General features: G+C 61.3%; 17 protein-coding genes. 6 read left to right on the forward strand and 11 right to left on the reverse strand.

Annotated features, from left to right (window positions below):
* Positions 1-39 precede the first annotated feature (39 nt).
* The gene (locus BH682_RS12175) at positions 40-1,383 is read right to left on the reverse strand and encodes a DUF3100 domain-containing protein (RefSeq protein WP_003942681.1); all 1,344 of its coding nucleotides are present in this window, start codon (positions 1,381-1,383) and stop codon (positions 40-42) included.
* A 136-nt stretch (positions 1,384-1,519) separates the two neighbouring features.
* Between BH682_RS12175 and BH682_RS12180 the strand changes: the two genes are divergently transcribed.
* Positions 1,520-2,518: an Lrp/AsnC family transcriptional regulator gene (locus tag BH682_RS12180; RefSeq protein ID WP_223304442.1), complete on the forward strand. Its 999-nt coding sequence runs from the start codon at positions 1,520-1,522 to the stop codon at positions 2,516-2,518.
* A gap of 36 nt (positions 2,519-2,554) precedes the next feature.
* Here the strand turns inward: BH682_RS12180 and BH682_RS12185 are convergent, their stop codons facing one another.
* The 4 genes from BH682_RS12185 to ppk2 are packed head-to-tail and all read right to left on the reverse strand — an operon-like array spanning position 2,555 to position 8,880.
* Complete coding sequence (locus tag BH682_RS12185; protein ID WP_075832987.1) at positions 2,555-3,520, reverse strand: endonuclease/exonuclease/phosphatase family protein; 966 nt, start codon at positions 3,518-3,520, stop codon at positions 2,555-2,557.
* A 48-nt stretch (positions 3,521-3,568) separates the two neighbouring features.
* Positions 3,569-5,263, reverse strand: coding sequence for a SulP family inorganic anion transporter (locus tag BH682_RS12190; protein WP_050656482.1), 1,695 nt, complete (start codon positions 5,261-5,263; stop codon positions 3,569-3,571).
* A 17-nt stretch (positions 5,264-5,280) separates the two neighbouring features.
* Entirely contained in the window at positions 5,281-8,022 is a 2,742-nt protein-coding gene (locus BH682_RS12195; protein WP_054187745.1) for a cation-translocating P-type ATPase, read from the reverse strand.
* Positions 8,023-8,049: 27 nt separating this feature from the next.
* Positions 8,050-8,880 (reverse strand): polyphosphate kinase 2, encoded by an 831-nt coding sequence (ppk2, locus tag BH682_RS12200; protein WP_087503803.1) that lies wholly within the window; start codon positions 8,878-8,880, stop codon positions 8,050-8,052.
* 191 nt (positions 8,881-9,071) lie between these two features.
* Between ppk2 and BH682_RS36690 the strand changes: the two genes are divergently transcribed.
* Both BH682_RS36690 and BH682_RS12210 read left to right on the forward strand, forming a co-directional pair.
* A complete protein-coding gene (locus BH682_RS36690) occupies positions 9,072-9,323 on the forward strand; it encodes a three-helix bundle dimerization domain-containing protein (RefSeq protein WP_007734945.1) in 252 nt (83 codons plus the stop codon).
* A gap of 133 nt (positions 9,324-9,456) precedes the next feature.
* The gene (locus BH682_RS12210; RefSeq protein ID WP_007734948.1) at positions 9,457-9,834 is read left to right on the forward strand and encodes an SHOCT domain-containing protein; all 378 of its coding nucleotides are present in this window, start codon (positions 9,457-9,459) and stop codon (positions 9,832-9,834) included.
* Here BH682_RS12210 and BH682_RS12215 read toward each other — a convergent pair.
* Together BH682_RS12215 and BH682_RS12220 are read right to left on the reverse strand one after the other, a co-directional pair.
* Complete coding sequence (locus BH682_RS12215; protein WP_054825512.1) at positions 9,812-11,257, reverse strand: hypothetical protein; 1,446 nt, start codon at positions 11,255-11,257, stop codon at positions 9,812-9,814. The two genes, BH682_RS12210 and BH682_RS12215, sit on opposite strands and share 23 nt — an antisense overlap.
* Before the next feature lie 75 nt (positions 11,258-11,332).
* Positions 11,333-11,731 carry a DUF7144 family membrane protein gene (locus BH682_RS12220; protein ID WP_007734954.1) on the reverse strand — a complete coding sequence of 133 codons (399 nt, stop codon included), beginning with the start codon at positions 11,729-11,731 and terminating at the stop codon, positions 11,333-11,335.
* Between the two features lie 162 nt (positions 11,732-11,893).
* Here BH682_RS12220 and BH682_RS12225 point away from each other — a divergent pair, with 162 nt between their 5' ends.
* On the forward strand, positions 11,894-12,487 hold the full coding sequence (locus BH682_RS12225) for a GNAT family N-acetyltransferase (protein WP_050656477.1): 594 nt from the start codon (positions 11,894-11,896) through the stop codon (positions 12,485-12,487).
* Between the two features lie 17 nt (positions 12,488-12,504).
* Here BH682_RS12225 and BH682_RS12230 read toward each other — a convergent pair whose 3' ends face one another.
* The 4 genes from BH682_RS12230 to BH682_RS12245 form a co-directional block, all read right to left on the reverse strand.
* Entirely contained in the window at positions 12,505-13,581 is a 1,077-nt protein-coding gene (locus BH682_RS12230) for an iron-siderophore ABC transporter substrate-binding protein (protein ID WP_223304443.1), read from the reverse strand.
* Positions 13,582-13,723: 142 nt separating this feature from the next.
* A complete protein-coding gene (locus BH682_RS12235) occupies positions 13,724-14,560 on the reverse strand; it encodes a helix-turn-helix transcriptional regulator (RefSeq protein WP_030535637.1) in 837 nt (278 codons plus the stop codon).
* 55 nt (positions 14,561-14,615) lie between these two features.
* Entirely contained in the window at positions 14,616-14,942 is a 327-nt protein-coding gene (locus BH682_RS12240; protein WP_003942819.1) for a DMT family transporter, read from the reverse strand.
* Complete coding sequence (locus tag BH682_RS12245; protein WP_003942817.1) at positions 14,939-15,289, reverse strand: DMT family transporter; 351 nt, start codon at positions 15,287-15,289, stop codon at positions 14,939-14,941. The genes BH682_RS12240 and BH682_RS12245 overlap by 4 nt, the downstream gene beginning before the upstream one ends.
* A gap of 53 nt (positions 15,290-15,342) precedes the next feature.
* Here BH682_RS12245 and BH682_RS12250 point away from each other — a divergent pair, with 53 nt between their 5' ends.
* Together BH682_RS12250 and map are read left to right on the forward strand one after the other, a co-directional pair.
* Positions 15,343-16,062 (forward strand): transglutaminase domain-containing protein, encoded by a 720-nt coding sequence (locus tag BH682_RS12250; RefSeq protein WP_075832989.1) that lies wholly within the window; start codon positions 15,343-15,345, stop codon positions 16,060-16,062.
* A gap of 29 nt (positions 16,063-16,091) precedes the next feature.
* Positions 16,092-16,949, forward strand: coding sequence for a type I methionyl aminopeptidase (gene map / locus BH682_RS12255; protein ID WP_007734970.1), 858 nt, complete (start codon positions 16,092-16,094; stop codon positions 16,947-16,949).
* Positions 16,950-16,957 lie beyond the last annotated feature (8 nt).

Below are 16,957 nucleotides of genomic sequence, written 5' to 3' on the forward strand. Positions count from 1 at the left end.
TCGCGGTGTCTTCGGTTCTCAGCGTCTTCGGGTGCAGTTCTAGTGCCAGAGGCCCAGCGCGAACTCCGCGACGACCACGGAAAGTAGGTAAGAGGCGAGGATCGCGACGATTCCGACGGGCACGATCTTCCAGCCGATCGTCTTGAGCAAGGGAAGGTCCTTGCCGAGGCTGAGACCTGCGACAGTCAAGGTGAGGGTGCAGATCGAGAGAAAGTCGACAGTCCCGACGGTGCTCGAGACGAAATCACCGATGGGGGACCACGGTGTTGTCGCCAAGGCGCCGATGGTGATGATTGCGATCATCGCCGCGATCTTGCCGCGGGTCAGGCGGGCCACGCCGACGCCCAGGAGCAACAATCCGGTGAGGATCAAGTAACCGACGATGATCGATCGAGATACGCCACCCGCGGCGATCGAAGAGACGATGACCCCACCGACGAACAGAATCGGAACGATGGTGGTCAGCGGCACGGTGACGCTCGGCGCAACCGCTCGTGGGGCAGTGTCGGCTTTCCGTTCGCTGGTCGTCTTCGAGCGCTTGGTCAGTGCGCCGTAGATTCGATCAGCAAGGGGGAGTGCGACATACATGCCGACATACACGCCGAGGAGGCCGGTGATGATGTTGGATGTGGCCGCCACGGCGAGTACCTGGTCGGCCATCTCGGGGTGCGCCGAAACGACGCTGGCGGCAGCGGCAGCCATCATCGAGCCGGATCCGACGCCGGCACCCATCGCCAACGCGAGGGGGTCGAAGATGTTGAAGGATGTAGCCAGTGACGCAATCAGGCTGATCAGCACGGCACCGAACAGAGTGCCGAAAACGTACATCGACAGGACTCCACGGTACTGGTCGGAATCGGGGCCGTAGCGTTCGCTGACCATCGCGAAGGAACCCTCGCGGTCGATGGAGAAGGTTGCTCCGACGGTGGCCGGCCCCATCCGAAGGAGTACCGCCAGCGGGAGTGCGAGAGCGATAGTGCCGAACAAGTGCCCCAATTCCTGCAGTAGCAGTGCGGGGCCCGCCTCGAACAACAATTGGATGTTCGGGCCGATGGTGAAAGACAACCTTGCACAAAGCAAGAGAACAGCCAGGCCCATGATTGCCGAGGCTGCAGCCTGAAGGTCGAGGCCGAGTGGTTTCCACTTCTGGCTCGAGACGACACCGCCGGCAATCAGTCCCCACACCATGGGCAGGATCGTGATGGCGGCAGCGCCGACGGGAATCACTGCGGGGCCGATCAGTTGCGCGCCTGCCGCAAGCCCGAGGAGCAGAGTCACCACGATCCACAGGCGTGGCGACCGCATGGCGAAAACGACTTTTTGCGTCGCGGTTTGATCGCTGACCGGAGAATCGTCATGCGAGACAGGGAATGCTTCGGTCATGTCGGTGTCTTTCTCGAGGGGGCGAACGAACGCAAGATGTAAGCGTTCTCGAGGCTCAGGATTTGGTGGACTATTGATGTGATGAAGTTAGGATCGACGCGTTTCGATCCTGTTTCGGTGCAGCATTCTTTTGAAAGTGAGGTCCTCGGTGCAGGATCAGATGCTCAAGGACGACGATCTTCGGCTGTTGAACGCACTGCAGATCAGGCCGCGAGCGTCGTGGTCCGAGCTTTCACGCGCGATCGGTTCCGACCCGGTCACCCTGACCAGGCGTTGGGAGCGTCTGCACTCGCAAGGAATAGCGTGGATCGCTGCGTACCGTGGTGGACCCATCGTGTCGGCGACCGCACTTCTCGAGATCGAATGCGCACCGGCACAGACCATGAGCGTTGCCGAACAGATCGCGCACGATCCCGAAGTTCTCACAGTCGATCTCACAACCGGCAATCGGGATCTGCTCGTCACGCTCACCTGCACTGACCTCGATCAATTGTCCAGGTACGTGTTGGAGCGAACACAATCCCTGCCGATGATCACCGCGATGCGAACTCAGATCGTGTCCTCGGCGAACTCCGACGCGAGGAACTGGCGTCTACGTGCTCTCGATGCGGAAGAAATTGCCGCGCTCGAGTCGGCCCCGGCGGGAAAGATTCGTGGTGTACGCGCCGGCGAAGAGGAACAGTCGCAGCTGTTCGACATTCTTTCTCGCGAACCACGTGTCACCGTCTCGGCACTCGCTGCAGCCCTCGGAGTCACGCCGGCTCGCGCTGGGGCGCTCCTTTCTCACGAGCTGTCGACGGGGCGACTGGTCGTCCGCACGGAGATTGCTCGGCCCTACTCCGGCTGGCCGGTCTACGCCTGGTACTTCTTACGTCTCGAGGGGCGAAAGGAGGCAATTGCTCAGCGTCTTTCGCACCTGCGTGAGGCGAGGCTTGTTGCTTCTACGATCGGCAGCTACGACATCGCATTGGCGGTGTGGCTGCGTTCGATCGACGACGTGCAGCGTCTGGAAGGTTATCTCGCCGAGCAGTTTCCGGGCGTATCCGTGGTGGACCGGTCGATCGTCCTGCGTACGCCGCATCACCTGCATCGGACGATCGATGTGTCGGGTCGAAGCATGCCGAAGCACGGGTGATCCGCAACGCGTTCGCGCGGGTCGGGTGCTCTCCGACTAGTTGGGGATCGCCACGTCGACGATCAAGCCGAAGTGATCGGAACCTTCGATCTCGATCCGCTCGAGAGACTTCGCCTGTCCGCCCCGCAGAAGTACATGGTCGATGCCGACGATCGCGGGAAATTTCTTGTCCGCCGGATAGGTGCGCACGATGCCTACTCCCAATTGGTCTGCGGCATCGGAGTAGCCGACATCGAGGAGGTCACGGAATTGCTTGTGCGTGAATGTGGTGTTGAAGTCGCCACTGACGATGACGGTTTCCTCGGCGGCAGCAGCGTCGAGCGCGTTTCGCAAAGTGCTCAGCTCGGCAGTCCACACGTCGGGCGGGGTCACGTACGCCGGTCCGGGGTGAACCGCCAGAAGGGTGAACGGAGTCGAGAAGCCCACTTCGGCAATAAGATTGGTCGGTCCGAATCCGTTCAATTCCCGAGTTTCCGTCAGCGGATAACGGCTGTAAATACCGGCGCCACCCCCGCCGGCCTCGTCCGGTACCAAGTAGTGATGCGGCAGCAGTTGCTCGAGTCCTTGATCTCTGAGAGAGCCTTCGAGTGATGTGGTCAGTTCCTGAACCGTCAGGACGTCGACTGCCTTCTCGCGCACCGTCGCAGTCAAACTGGCGGGATCTGCCTGCCCGAAGAGAAGATTTGCTTGCATTACGCGCAGAGTCGGCCCGTCGATTTCGGAACTGTTTGCCACATACAGTGGACTGATCACCGACGCGCCCACCGCAATCAGTACCACCGAGATCGCCAGCAGGATCCAGCGGCGAAAGACCAGGCATATCAGGGACGCTGCGAGTGTGACCGCAAGCAGTATCGGGACGAAGGAGGCCACGGCGATCAACGGGTTGATCGGCTTGGTGGAGTACAACGCGATCAGCGAGACAACGCCGACGGCGATACCGCCCACGCCGGCGACCTGAGCGATACGGCGTGCCGGAACATTGTCCGTCGTGAATCCCATACCAAACGGTACCCAATGCAGCCACGGCTCCCGACTGCCTGGCGTTTGTCAGTCGTCGGTTCGGGTGCGGAATGCGTTCACGGCGGCTTCGACGGTCGGGTAGAAGTGCGTCGAATCGAATCGATCCCCGACTCCGAATCGGATGAGTCGATCCTTGATCGGACCTTTCATCTCTGCGAATGCCAACCGAATTCCTTTGCCTTCGAGGAATGTATCCAGATCGACGAGTTCGTCGACTGCCGTTGTATCGAGTCCGGTGATCGGTTCGGCGGCTATAACCACCCAGTCGACCGGATCTGGCGCCTTGGCGACGACGGAGCGAACGTACTCGTCGAAGATCTCGCCGTTCGCGAAAAACAGTGGCGCGTCAAACCTCACCAACACCAGGCCGGGGATGCGATGCCCATCTGGATGGCGTTCGATGTCGTGGAATCCGGCGGGTTCGCCCGTCTCGACGAGTTCGGTTCGATGTGGCTGCCATACCTGCGCGATGACCGCTGCGAAGGACAGTCCGATCGCTACAAGGATGCCTTGTAGCACACCGACCAGGGCGACGCCCAGAAACGCCGCGACGGCGAGGCCGAATTCCACGGTGCTCATGCGCCACATGCGGACCATGCCGCCCACGTCGATCAGTGCACACGCGGCGACGATGACGACGGCGGCCAGTGTTGCATCGGGCAGATATGCCGTGAGTCCGGGAGCGACGAGGACGAACACCAGGACCGCGAGCGCCCCGACGACGCCGGCCAATTGTGTGTGCGCCCCACTCTGTTCGGCTACCGGAGTTCGTGACCCGCTCGCCGAGATCGGAAACCCGCCGAACAGCCCGCCGGCCACGTTCGCGACACCGATCGCCTTCATTTCGGTACTGCCGTTCACGTCCTCGCCGTGGCGGGCGGCGAAGGTGCGCGAGAGAACGCCGGTGTCGGCGAAGGCAATCAATGCGATACCGGCGGCGGGCCCGATCAGATGGCCGACGTCCTGCCAGGTGACTCCACCGACGGAAGGGAGGGGGAGTCCTTCCGGTAGTGCGCCGACCATGCCGATGTCATCGGTGAGACCGGCGGCAGCGGACAAGACTATGGCCGCGACAACGGCCACCAGAACGCCGGGAACAACAGGTACCCAGAGCCGGAAGGCGACTATGACGACTAGCGAACCGACACCGATGGCGGCAGCGAGGGGGTCGACGTCGCCACCCACCAGGGCCTTTGAGATCCCGCCGATTTCACCGAGTAGACCGGACGCGTCGACGGAGAATCCGAGCAGCTTGGGAATCTGACCAACTACGACGACGAGTGCAATGGCATTGAGGTAGCCGAGGCGGATCGGTTTCGAGAGGAGTTCGGTCACGAAGCCGAGACGAAGGAATCCGCCGATCACGAGGATGAGTCCGACAAGAATGGCGAGAACACCGGCTAGTGCAAGCGCATTCTCCGAATCGCCGACCACTGCCAGCGGTATGACCGCGGCGGCAATCAGCGGCGCCAGTGACGAATCAGGTCCGAGTACAAGGATTTTCGAGGGCCCGACTACCGCGTAGGCGAGCAAAGGCACGATGGTGGCGTACAGCCCGGCGTACGCAGGCAACCCGGCGGCCTCGGCGTAGCCCATGCCTGCCGGGATGAGCAGGGCAGTCAAGACGAGTCCGGCAGTGACGTCTGTTCGCAACCACTCGCGGCGATACCCACGGGCAGTCGCGACGCCCGGTAGCCGACCTAGACTCTCCGCCCACATCATCGTTTGATTGTCCTCCCTCAGTGGAGCGAACGGGCGCGCTCGGGGGCAACCGCGGTGGTCGCAGGGAGGGGCGCAGGTGCCTGTGCGAGGCGGCGGCGTCGAATTGCCTTGTCCAACTCGACGACAACCGGGATGATCAGCGACCAACCCAGGCAGGCGAGCCACTGGGCGCCGGTCAGTGAGGTTGTCATGAGGAGGTCCTGGAGGACGCCCGCCTCGACGGCGAATACGGTCACGACCGTGGGGATCGTCAAGATCTTGATGGCACCGAGAACCGGTGGAACCACGCCGGACTCGGGATCACGCCGCATGGTAAGCCCCGCGAGAATCGAACCGAGAGAGAGCACTACGAATGCTGTGGTCATGGGAACATTCGCATCGGAAGTACTCATTTCACCGGGTGCGAGAAGCATCGCCGCGAGTGTCACGGCAAATTGCAGGACACCGTACGCGAGCCACTGAGCGACTGCGCTTCGATGTGCGATCGGCATCTTGGGATCGCGCGGAGGCTTGTTCATCAGATCCGGTGGCGGCGGGTCGAGCATGATCACGGCGACGGGGAACAGTGTGATGAAGAAGTGCTGGAACAGCACCATCAGTGGCGTCAGTGCCACACCCTCGTTGATGTTGAAGATGCTCGCAGCGAGGAAGAGGAGAACCAAGGAGAAGAGTTTCGACATCTGGTAGCGGATGTACGAGACGATTTTTCCGTAGATGTTGCGGCCCAAAGTGATCGCGGTGATGAGGGTGCCGAAGTTGTCGTCGGTGAGCACCATCTTGCCCGCCTGTTTGGTCACCTCACTGCCCGAGCCCATGGCGACGCCGATGTCTGCCTTCTTCAACGCGGCGGCGTCGTTGACCGCGTCTCCGGTCATCGCGACGACGGCGCCACCGCTCTGCATGACATCGACCAAGCGAAGTTTGTCCTGCGGAGTGACGCGGCCGAACACGTGCAGGTTCGGCAACGCGGTCGACAGTTCTTCATCGGTCATCGCTTGCAACTCGCCTCCGCCCACCGAGCCCGGGCCGAGTCCGAGTTCGGCACCGATCGCTGCGGCGGTGATGGCATGGTCGCCGGTGATCATGCGGACCTCGATGCCGGCCCGGTGTGCGGTTCGCACCGAATCGACCGCCTCCGGACGCAGCGGGTCGATGATGCCTGCCATACCGACAAACGTCAGGTCCTCGACAAAGGACATGGGGTCGGCCACGACAGCGTCTTCCCGTCCGTCGAGGCGTCTGACCGCGAATGCCAGCACCCGAAGACCCTTTTCGGACATGGACTGATTTGCTGCCGTGAGTTCGTCTCGGACTTCCTCGATCGGGACCTGCCGACGGCCGGGGAGAAAGGCCGAAGAACACCGAGCGAGGACGACATCGGGTCCGCCCTTGACCAATCCGACGAACTGACTTACGCCGTCGACTTCGAGATGGTGGTACGTGGCCATGAACTTGTACGCGGAATCGAACGGAACCGTCGCCACCCGCGGGTAGGTCCGTCTGGTGAGTGGGGCGTCGGCACCGATCTTTGCCGCGAGCACCACGAGCGCGGCCTCGGTCGGGTCGCCGACAACTTCCCCGGAATCGGAAACCGTTGCATCGCTGTCGAGACACAGTCCGTATGCGAGAAGGGTGAAGTCGGGCGGCGCCTCGCCGGCAACCTGCGTTATCCTTCCCGCTTTGGCATAGCCTTCGCCCTCGACCGTGTACCAACGGCCGTGGACGTACAGCGATCGGACGGTCATCTGGTTCATGGTCAGCGTGCCGGTCTTGTCCGAGTTGATTGCACTGGTCGCGCCGAGTGTTTCGACGTCGGTCAGGTTCTTCACGACGGCCTTGGCGTCGGCCAGTTGACGGGCACCGTAGGCCAGCATCGCCTGGACGAATGTTGGCAGGCCGGTCGGAATCGCGGACACTCCCATTGCGATACCAAGGAGCAGAAGCGTAGTCAGGTCCTGCCCACGAAGGAGCCCGATGACGACGATGACGATCACTGCCGTCCACGCGATGATTCCGAGAAGTTTGGTGAGAGAGTCCAATTCACGTTGAAGTGGCGACTTGCCAGGGGCGACCGCCGACAACATCGACGCGATCCGGCCTATCTGCGTCTGCATCCCGGTCTCGGTGACCACCATGGTCGCCGTGCCGCGGGTGACCGAGGTGTTCTGGAAGACCAGATTGCTGCGGTCTCCGAGCGGAATATCCTCGTTGTTCAGCGTATTCGGGTCCTTCGGTATCGGCGCGCTTTCCCCGGTCAATGCGGCTTCCTGCGTCTCCAGGGTGGTGGTGGCGAGCAACCGTCCGTCGGCAGCGATGATGTCTCCTGCCTCGACTTGGACGATGTCACCCGGCACCAGTTCGGTAGCGTCGAGTTGAATCAGGTTCCCGTCACGAATGACCCGTGCTTGGGGCGTCTGCATCTTGGCGAGGGCGTCGACGCTGGCCCGTGCCTTCAACTCCTGTCGAGTTCCGAGGACGATGTTGAGCACGACGAGCACCGCCACCACGATTGCTGTCGGCACTTCACCGATGGCGATGCTGACCGCGGCCACGGCGACGAGCATCAAGTTCATCGGATCTTTCAGCTGCAACAGCGCGATCGACCACGTCGACGGCGGTGGCGTCGAGGTGATTTCGTTCGACCCGTAGCGTCGTCGCCGTTGGTCGGCCTCATCCGACTGCAGTCCGCGCTCCGGGTCCGACTGCAGTACGGACACGACTGATTCGCCACTCTGCGCATGCCACGGCGTGGGGCTCATGACCGCACATCCTTTCCTTGGCGATCGTCAATACCGGGTCGGAATCCAGTGCAGCGGTTTTTTGGGCGTCTGGTAGCCGTGAGCCTTCTGCCGTTTCGGCAGGGTGATGTCCGTGGATTGCACGGGCTCGTAGGGGATCTGACTCAGAATGTGGCTGATGATGTTGAGTCGTCCGCGTTTCTTGTCATTGTTGTTTGCGACATACCATGGCGCCCAGCCGGTGTCGGTGAAGCGAAACATCTCGTCGCGGGCACGCGAGTAGTCGTACCAATGACTGAACGACTTCAGATCGAGATTCGACAGCTTCCAGATCTTTCGAGGGTCGTCGATCCGGCTCTGCAGACGTAAGAGCTGCTGTTCTTCGCTGACCTCGAGCCAGTACTTGAGCAGAATGACTCCCGATTCGACGATCGCGCGTTCGACGGTCGGAATGAGCTGGAGAAATTGATGTGCTTGTTCTTCGGTGCAAAAGCCCATTACTCGTTCTACACCGGCACGGTTGTACCAACTTCGGTCGAAGATGACGATCTCACCGCCAGCCGGAAGATGCGGGACGTAGCGCTGGACATACATCTGCGAATGCTCTCGCTCGGTCGGGGCGGGTAACGCAACGACCCGGAACACTCGCGGACTCACTCGCTCGGTGATGGCTTTGATGACACCGCCCTTCCCCGCGGTATCTCGACCTTCGAATACGATGCAGACCTTGGCTCCAGACGATTTGACCCACTCCTGCAAAGCCACGAGTTCGCCGTGCAACGGCTTGAGTTTGCGGCGGTACACCTTGTTCTTCATCGGCTTTTCTGCCACGGGCGGCGCGTCGTCGGTAAGGGTCGACGGGGTGTCGTCGTGAAGAATCCGAGCGTTCTTTCCCACTTCCACTCCCTGGCATCATGAGCGCAACGCGAGCGCGCGGGGAACCGTCCGCCCTTATGTGTATGCCCCATATTCGGTGAACCTATTCTCTTCGCAATCGAGACCCGAATCGTGTTGTTTTCGAACCCTTTCCGAGTCTTGACGTGCTCGGCTGGACGGACGACCATTAATGGATGACTGGCGACGAAGAGTTGCTCCACGTCGAGCGGGTGATCACTCGCCTCATTTCCCGCTATCCCGCCGTTCCTCCACCGGAGATCGAAAACAGAGTGCGAACAATTCACCAGCGTTTTGCGGGATGTCGGATCCGCGACTTCGTGCCTCTTCTGGTCGAAAAAGCGGCCAGACAAGAGATCTCGGATCGGAGAATCGTGATTCCGATAATGGATGAGCGGTCGGCGAGTCTGAACTCTCTCGAGCTGTAGCCGGAACGGGGATCGTCGGCGCATACTGAAATGACCTTGGACCAGGGAGTTCTGGCCGAATGCAGGAGCTCAGGCGCGGAACGTCAGCCTCCCGAACTCCTGATGTGTAAAACCGAGTACAGGGAGCGTTGACATGGAAGGCTTCTGGGAATTCTTCTGGTTCATCTTCGTCTGCTTTGCCTTTGTGGCGTACTTGAGCGTGTTGTTCTCGATCATCACCGACTTGTTCCGTGATCACGAGACTTCGGGCTGGGCCAAGGCGTTGTGGATGATATTCCTCTTCGTCATTCCATTCCTGTCCGCGATGATCTACGTGGTCGTCAAGAATGACGGAATGACGAGGCGGTCGATGGAAGCCGCTCAAGAGCACATACACGCGCAGAGTGATTACATTCGAAAGGTCGCCGGGAAATCGCCGACTCAGCAGATCGCCGACGCCAGAGAGCTTCTCGACTCAGGCGCGATCAACGAAGAGGAATTCCAGGCCATCAAGGCAAAGGCGCTGGCGTAGTTTTCGTATCTTCTGCCCCGGGCCTGGCGTCGTCGGTTCCGCCGTCGTCAGGCGCGGCGTCCTGCGCGGCGGCGCGTGCGGGACGAACCAATACTTCCAGTGCGACGAGAGCAACGAGCGCAATGACGACGATCCAACCAACGACCAATCCGGTGGGGTAGCGCCAGAAGAGCAGCAACAGTGCGGCGATGCCGATGATGGCACAGCGCAGTGGGACACGAAGCTGATTGGCCCACCGCTCCACCTGATTCGGCGTTCGGCCGCTTGCAGAATGCCGGACGAAGTCCAACGCCTGCCCGTAGCCTCGACGAACGGCGATCGCCGACGACGAACCACCGATCAGGTAGGCGCCGAGCCCCACCACCACACCGAGGACCGCAACCGCGCGAAGGCTCGTCCGAAGCGGAACCAGAACTGTGTCGATGACAGCGGTGGCGGCGTCTGGCGAGAGGATATCGGTAGGGACACTGTCGAGGTAGATTGCACGTCCGATCAGAATTCCGATGGCAAGAACAAGCATTCCCAACGCAATCGACAGACCGACCAGGGACAGCGTACGAAGCCTGCGACCGGTTGGCGCAACGGCGACAGCGGCTGCTGCGCAAGCGATTCCCAACCACGGCAGCACCGCCGAGACCTTGTCGAGTGCCGAGACGGCTCGCTGCGCCTTCACCAGCTCGGGGGACTGGAAGAGAACAAACTCCTTGTCCACGGACGGGATTTTGTCTGCGAAAGCGAAGCCGCGGTCGGTCAGCGCCGTTTTCACCCGGTCGATGATCGTGCTCAGTGAAATGCTGACCGTTCCGCTCTGGTCGACCTCGACCGAGTCGGGTCCGTAGTTTCCGGTCATGACGGCGACGAGGGAGTTGTGCGCCGCTCGGTTCGCCTGAATCCAAAGGTCTTCGAACTGCTGCGTCCGAACGAGCGAGGCCACTGTGTCGTGGACGAAACTCTTCGCCTGGCCGGCGATCACCGGTGCCAAACCCACCAACGCCTGGTCCACGCGAGGGGCGTTGGCTTCGAGATTCGACACGTCCGTCAATGCTGTGAGTGCCTCGGTGGTGAGCCCTTCGACGTCGACGCGATCGAAGATCTCGTCCGTGACTTGATTCGTGATCTCCGCTTGCACGGCTGGATTCTCACCCAGTGGCGCTACCGTGCTGACGTAGCGGTCCGTGTCGAGGATCTGACTACGTACGAAGCGGGTGGTTACCGACAAGACTGCGAGCAGTGCGACCAGCACCAGCAGGATTGTCACCGCGGTCCACCGCAGCCCATGTCGAGGTGGTCGGGAGACTTTCTCGACGGTCGTTTCGCGGGCGCTGGGAGTCTGCTCGCGAAGTGTTGCTACCTCTTCGCGCAACCGGGCTAGTTCGGCACGTTCGTCCTCCTGGAGTGGTCCGTCGCTCGTGCCGTTTGCCATGATGGTCCTCCCGGGACGGAAACTACTGGCGCACAGTTGAAATGCTGAACTGCGAAGATGATTCGGCGGGTGACCTCAGATGACCTCGGGATTCCAGGTCGCGACGGCCCAGATGACGAATACGTCGAGCGCGATGATGATGATCGACCACCACGGCGAGTGGGGTAGCCACAGGAAATTCGCGAGGATCGACAGAGAACAGATGACTATCGCGCCTACCCGTGCCCACGTCGCGCCGGTGAAGAGCATGATTCCGACAGCGGTGACGAGCACACCGAGTACGAGGTGGATCCATCCCCACGAAGTGAGGTCGAATTGGTACGTGTATTCCGGGCCGACGACTGTCACGTCGTCCTCCGATATCGCCGAGATGCCTTGGAGGATTTCGAGCACGCCGACTGTGATGAGGAGAACGGCTCCGCCCAGCGCGCTTCCTTTTGCCACACCCTGCTTTACCAGTGAATCCTCGGACATGACCGCCCCTAGATTTCAAGCGCGAAATAGCCTGGCATATTTCCCTGTCCCGACCTTTTACGGTGGTGAAGTAGCCCGTCGGAGGGCAAATCAAACATTGAGCGCTGCACAGCATTGCGATATTCATTCGCCTACGAATCCGAAAGAACCTACCGTGACGGCATGGATATGGCGGACGTAGGTGTGGCGATGAGGCCTGCACCGGGTGTGATCCGGACGGACCGGCTGGTGCTCCGTACCTACCGCCCAGGCGATCACCGGGATCTTCTCACCTTCTACGGGCGCAGCGACGTATGCCGGTATTTGCTCAACGAACCCTGGAGTCTCGCGGAGGCTCGAGAGGCCGTGCAGACCAGAATGTCTCGCCGCGACCTGGCATCGGGCGCGGTGGCACTTGTTGTCGAGTACGGGGGCCGGGTTGTCGGAAGCGTGAGTGCTTGGCGAGTCGAAGAATCTGATTGCACAGCCGAAGTCGAGCACACCGCCGAACTCGGGTGGGCATTTTCGCCCGAGTTCGGCGGCCGAGGATTCGCGACGGAAGCAGTGACCGCTCTGATCGACCTCGCGTTCGCGACACCCCGATTGCGCCGCGTGGTCGCGCGAATGGATTCGAGAAACGAATCCTCGGCGCGACTCGCGCAGCGGATCGGTATGAGGCGAGAGGGACATTTTCGGCAGAACGCGTGGATCAAGAACGAGTGGACCGACACCGTGGTTTTCGCGACACTTCGCGGTGAGTGGCCTTCAGTTGCTTGATCAGACCGAGCGGGCTGCTATTTTGCGACCAGTTCGGTCAACTGTGGCACGAGTTCGTCGGTCGCCCACGGAACACTCAGAAGGCTGACGTACATTGTCGCTGCAGTCAGGCGATTGTCGGTGATCCACAGGTCCTTGCCGTTGGCGATGACCGGCCACCGCGAGAACAGAGTGTTGGCCAATGTGCTGTCGACTTCCGACTGATCGCTTGCCCAACCGAGATACACGTCGGTGTCGATCGTGTCGAGCTTTTCCATACTGATGCCGAAAAGGAACGAGTCGCCGGCAAAGTTCTTGGCGCCGTTCACCACGTCGGGAGCGACTGTGAGCCCGAGGTTTTCGACAAACTTGACGCGCGGATCGTCCGGACCGTAGATGGCGGTTTCGGTTTCTCCTTCACGGATGTAGGAACCGAAGGCGAAAGTGACTCCGTTGAATTCGGGATGACTCGCCTTCGATTCCTGGACCGATTCCTCAACCGACTTGATCAGCGCCGCGGTTTGAGCGGGACGCCCGAGTGCCTTGCCGACATCGGTGGCGAGGTTTTGCCACGAGCTGGGCTGATACGGCTTGGTGTCGTACGGGAGGGTCGGGGCGATCGAGCTCAGGCGCTGGTAATCCTGCTCGGAGAAGCCCGAGTACGGGGCAAGAATCAGATCAGGCGCGGCATTGAGAATCTGCTCGAACAGTAGCTCGCCGCTGTCGGAGTAGTACGGCGCAGGCGTGGGCAGCGTCTGGCCCGACTTTTCGAGTTCGGCGCGGGTCCACGGCAGGAACCCGTCGGCGTCGCCGGCCCAAGAGTCCTTCTGCATCGCGATCGGAGTGACACCCAGGGCGATGACCGTGTCTGCCGCTGCGGAATCGAGGGTGAGGATCCGTGTCGGCTCCTTGTCGATGGTGGTCCCGCCGAAAGCGTGCTTGATCGTCACGGGATAGGCGCCGTCCTCGACGGCGGATGCCGATGAATTGTTTTCCTGGGCGTCCGATGACGACTGTGTGCAGGCGGTCAGAGGCAGTGCCGCCGCCAGCATGAGCGCAACAACGATTCGTCGCCTCCGCTGGGGACGAATTCTCTGACGGGCAGATCTGAACACGCGAAACTCCTCGGGATTGATCAGGGAAGTGCTTGCACGACTCAGCGCAGTACGCACGTGAGAGCAGGCTTACCTAAGTGAATGTAGGGCGCGTGCGTGTAGCGAAGGGGCCAGCCGATGTCGACAACAGGTCAGGCTCGAGTCAGTTGACAGCGGCGAGCGCATTGCCGGGGGTGTAGCCGACCGTCTTGCGAAAAGCGGCGATGAAGGAACTCGACGTCCCGTAACCGACACGGCGGCTGACGGCGTTCACACTCATTCCGGTCCCGAGCATGCCGAGGGCCGTGCTCATACGAACCAGAGTGCGCCACTGCGCAAAGCTCAAGGCGAGTTCCGCGGCAAAAATCCGGGTGACCGTACGTCGGCTGAGATTGAGAACGTGAGCCCACTGATCGAGTGATCGATCGTCGGCGGGATCCGACAGCACTTTGTCGACGAGCATCCGTAGCCGCGGATCTCGGGGGATCGGTACGTCGAAGTGAGGTGCCGATGCCGGGGTGAGGAGATCGACACAAACCTGCTGTGCCCGAAGGCGTTGTTCTGCAGGCATTCCGGTGTGGGCGAGGTGTATCAGCAGTGCCCGGGCTGCCTCACTCAGTGTCACGATGCACGGTTCGTTCCAGGCGGGAGTCCACAGCTCGGGGGTGAAGAGCGTGGCGCGGAATGCGACGTGGGGATTTGCCTGACCTTCGTGGAGGACCCCGCGGGGGATCCACAGGCCGACGCCGGGCGTGACGGTCCAGAGTTGATTGTCGATGATCATGTTGACGACACCGCGGTCGGACCAGATCAGTTCGTGCTCGACGTGAGCGTGCTCTGGCCACCGGGTGATGTGGTCGGTCTCGACGATGTACGTCGTGAGTTGGAACGGCGCCGGGACGGCGCGCGCCATCGGAGTGTGGCGGTCGGATTCCCGTAAGTGGGAATCGTCGTCCAGCTGTGGACCGTCGGCGATTTCACGAAGGGCAGGGATCAGCACCGTGGACTACCTCCAGAGCAAAGTTAGGTAAACCTTACACTGATGTGTGCAGCGATCAGTGACTCGCACCGAGTTCGATGAGAAGCACGCCTGCCGCGATGAGGCCGATCCCGACCATCATGAGCCTGGTCAGCGGTTCGCGAAAGAGAATGCGGGATGCGATTGCCGTCAACGCCACTCCACATGCGGTCCAGATTCCGTATGCGACGCCGATGGTGAGGCCCGCGTCGAGCGCGAGGGTCAGGAAGGCGAAAGCGGCGAGATACCCCACGGTGACAACCGCGAGCCATCGTTTGTCGCTGCCGTCCTGCGACGCCATCCGTAGTGACAACGTCGCGGTGACCTCGGAAATAATTGCAGCGATCAGAAATACGAAGGTCATGCTGGGTCCGCCGGCCCGCTGTCGGCGGCAGCCTGAGAGCCGAGTTCGACGCACAGCACTCCGCCGATGACCAGTGCAATCCCGACGCCCATGGTGGCCGTCAGAGGATCTCCGAAAAGGGCCGTTGCGAATACTGCGGTCAGGACAACTCCGGTTGCGCCCCAGATTCCGTATGCAACACCGAGTCCCATGCCCTCCCGCAGGACGAACGACAAGGCGGTGAATGCTGCGAGATATCCGCCGACGACCACGATGTACCAAGCCGGGTGATCGAGGGCGGCGCGCAACGACAGCGTCGCAGAGACCTCGGTGAGGATCGCGGTGATCAACAACAGCCATTTCTTCACGGTTGGGATTCTGTCAGGCTCCACCGATTCCGGTCGCGCACTACGGTTGAGACATGACGTGCGTACTGCTCGGTGGAATCCGCAAAGGTGACATCCGCCACGACGCGTCGGGTGGCGATGTGGCCGCAACTCCGATCCTCGACTGGGGCCACGACGACGTGGCCCGCCTCTACGAGGACATTGCAGAAGGTGCGATCCAGTCGGTGCAGGAGTTCCTGGTGTCGGCGCATCGCAGCGTCGCTGCAAATATTCGGCCGGTGTACGGCCTCGACGACCGGCAACCCGTCTCGGTGACATTGAGTCGAGAGCGCGGATCCTGCAGTCAGAGACTGGCTATCGTCGAAGCGTTGGCTCGCCGCCGAGGTATCGCCACCCGAGTTCGCGGTCTCGTACTTCGTGGGGAGTTCTGGTACCCAAGATTTCGGCGTCTACATGCAGTGATTCCGAAGTCAGTGCTGCTGGCGTGGCCGGAATTTCTGGTCGACGGACGCTGGCAGGACGTCTCCGAGATCGTTTCACCTGCGGTGGTCTCAGCGCTCGAACCGTTCACGAATACCGGCGAGGAGACACTGTTCGACGCGATCGGACGCGCTCCGATCAGTTGGGGCAAGTCTGTTTCGTGTGATTGCTTGGACTTCTCCGAATTCGTCGACCGCGATCTGGGCACCTTCGAATCTCGCGACGTGCTCTTCGAGGAATTCGGACAGACGATGTCGACCCTCGTCAGAATTCTCGTCGACCCGGTTTTCCGGAACTGGAGTGCATCCGGCTGACGCGCGACGCGAGGTCTAGGCTGTTCTGCATGTCTGTGCGTACCCCATTGGTCCCTGGAACCGTCTCTCCCGTCCTCGCTGTGCCCTCGAAGATCGAGCGGCCCGAGTACGCGTGGAAGCCGACCGCCAAAGAGGGCAACGAGCCCTGGGTTCAGACGCCGGAAACGATCGAGGCGATGCGCATCGCCAGCAAGATCGCTGCAGGCGCGCTGCAGGAAGCCGGCAAGGCTGTCGCTCCCGGTGTCACGACCGACGAACTCGACCGCATCGCACACGAGTTCATGCTCGACCACGGTGCATACCCGTCGACGTTGGGCTACAAGAGCTTTCCCAAGTCGTGCTGCACGTCTCTCAACGAGGTGATCTGCCACGGAATCCCCGACTCGACTGTGATCCAGGACGGCGACATCGTCAATATCGACGTCACCGCGTACATCAACGGGGTACACGGCGACACCAATGCGACATTCCTCGCCGGTGACGTGTCCGAAGAGAACCGCTTGCTCGTCGAGCGCACACACGAGGCAACGATGCGGGCCATCAAAGCCGTCAAGCCCGGCCGCGCGCTCAACGTGATCGGACGTGTCATCGAGTCCTACGCCCATCGGTTCGGGTACGGCGTCGTCCGGGACTTCACCGGACACGGAATCGGCGAGACCTTCCACAACGGCCTCGTGATCCTGCACTACGACGAGCCCGCGGTCGAGACGATCATCGAACCGGGCATGGTCTTCACGATCGAACCGATGATCAACCTCGGTGGTATCGACTACGAGATCTGGGAGGACGGTTGGACCGTCGTCACCAAGGACCGTAAGTGGACGGCGCAGTTCGAGCACACCTTGGTGGTCACCGAGACCGGTGCAGAGATTCTCACCCTGCCTTGAGTTCGGAG

It is taken from the genome of Rhodococcus sp. YL-1 (genome assembly GCF_001942025.1).
Lineage (GTDB): Bacteria > Actinomycetota > Actinomycetes > Mycobacteriales > Mycobacteriaceae > Rhodococcus_F > Rhodococcus_F qingshengii.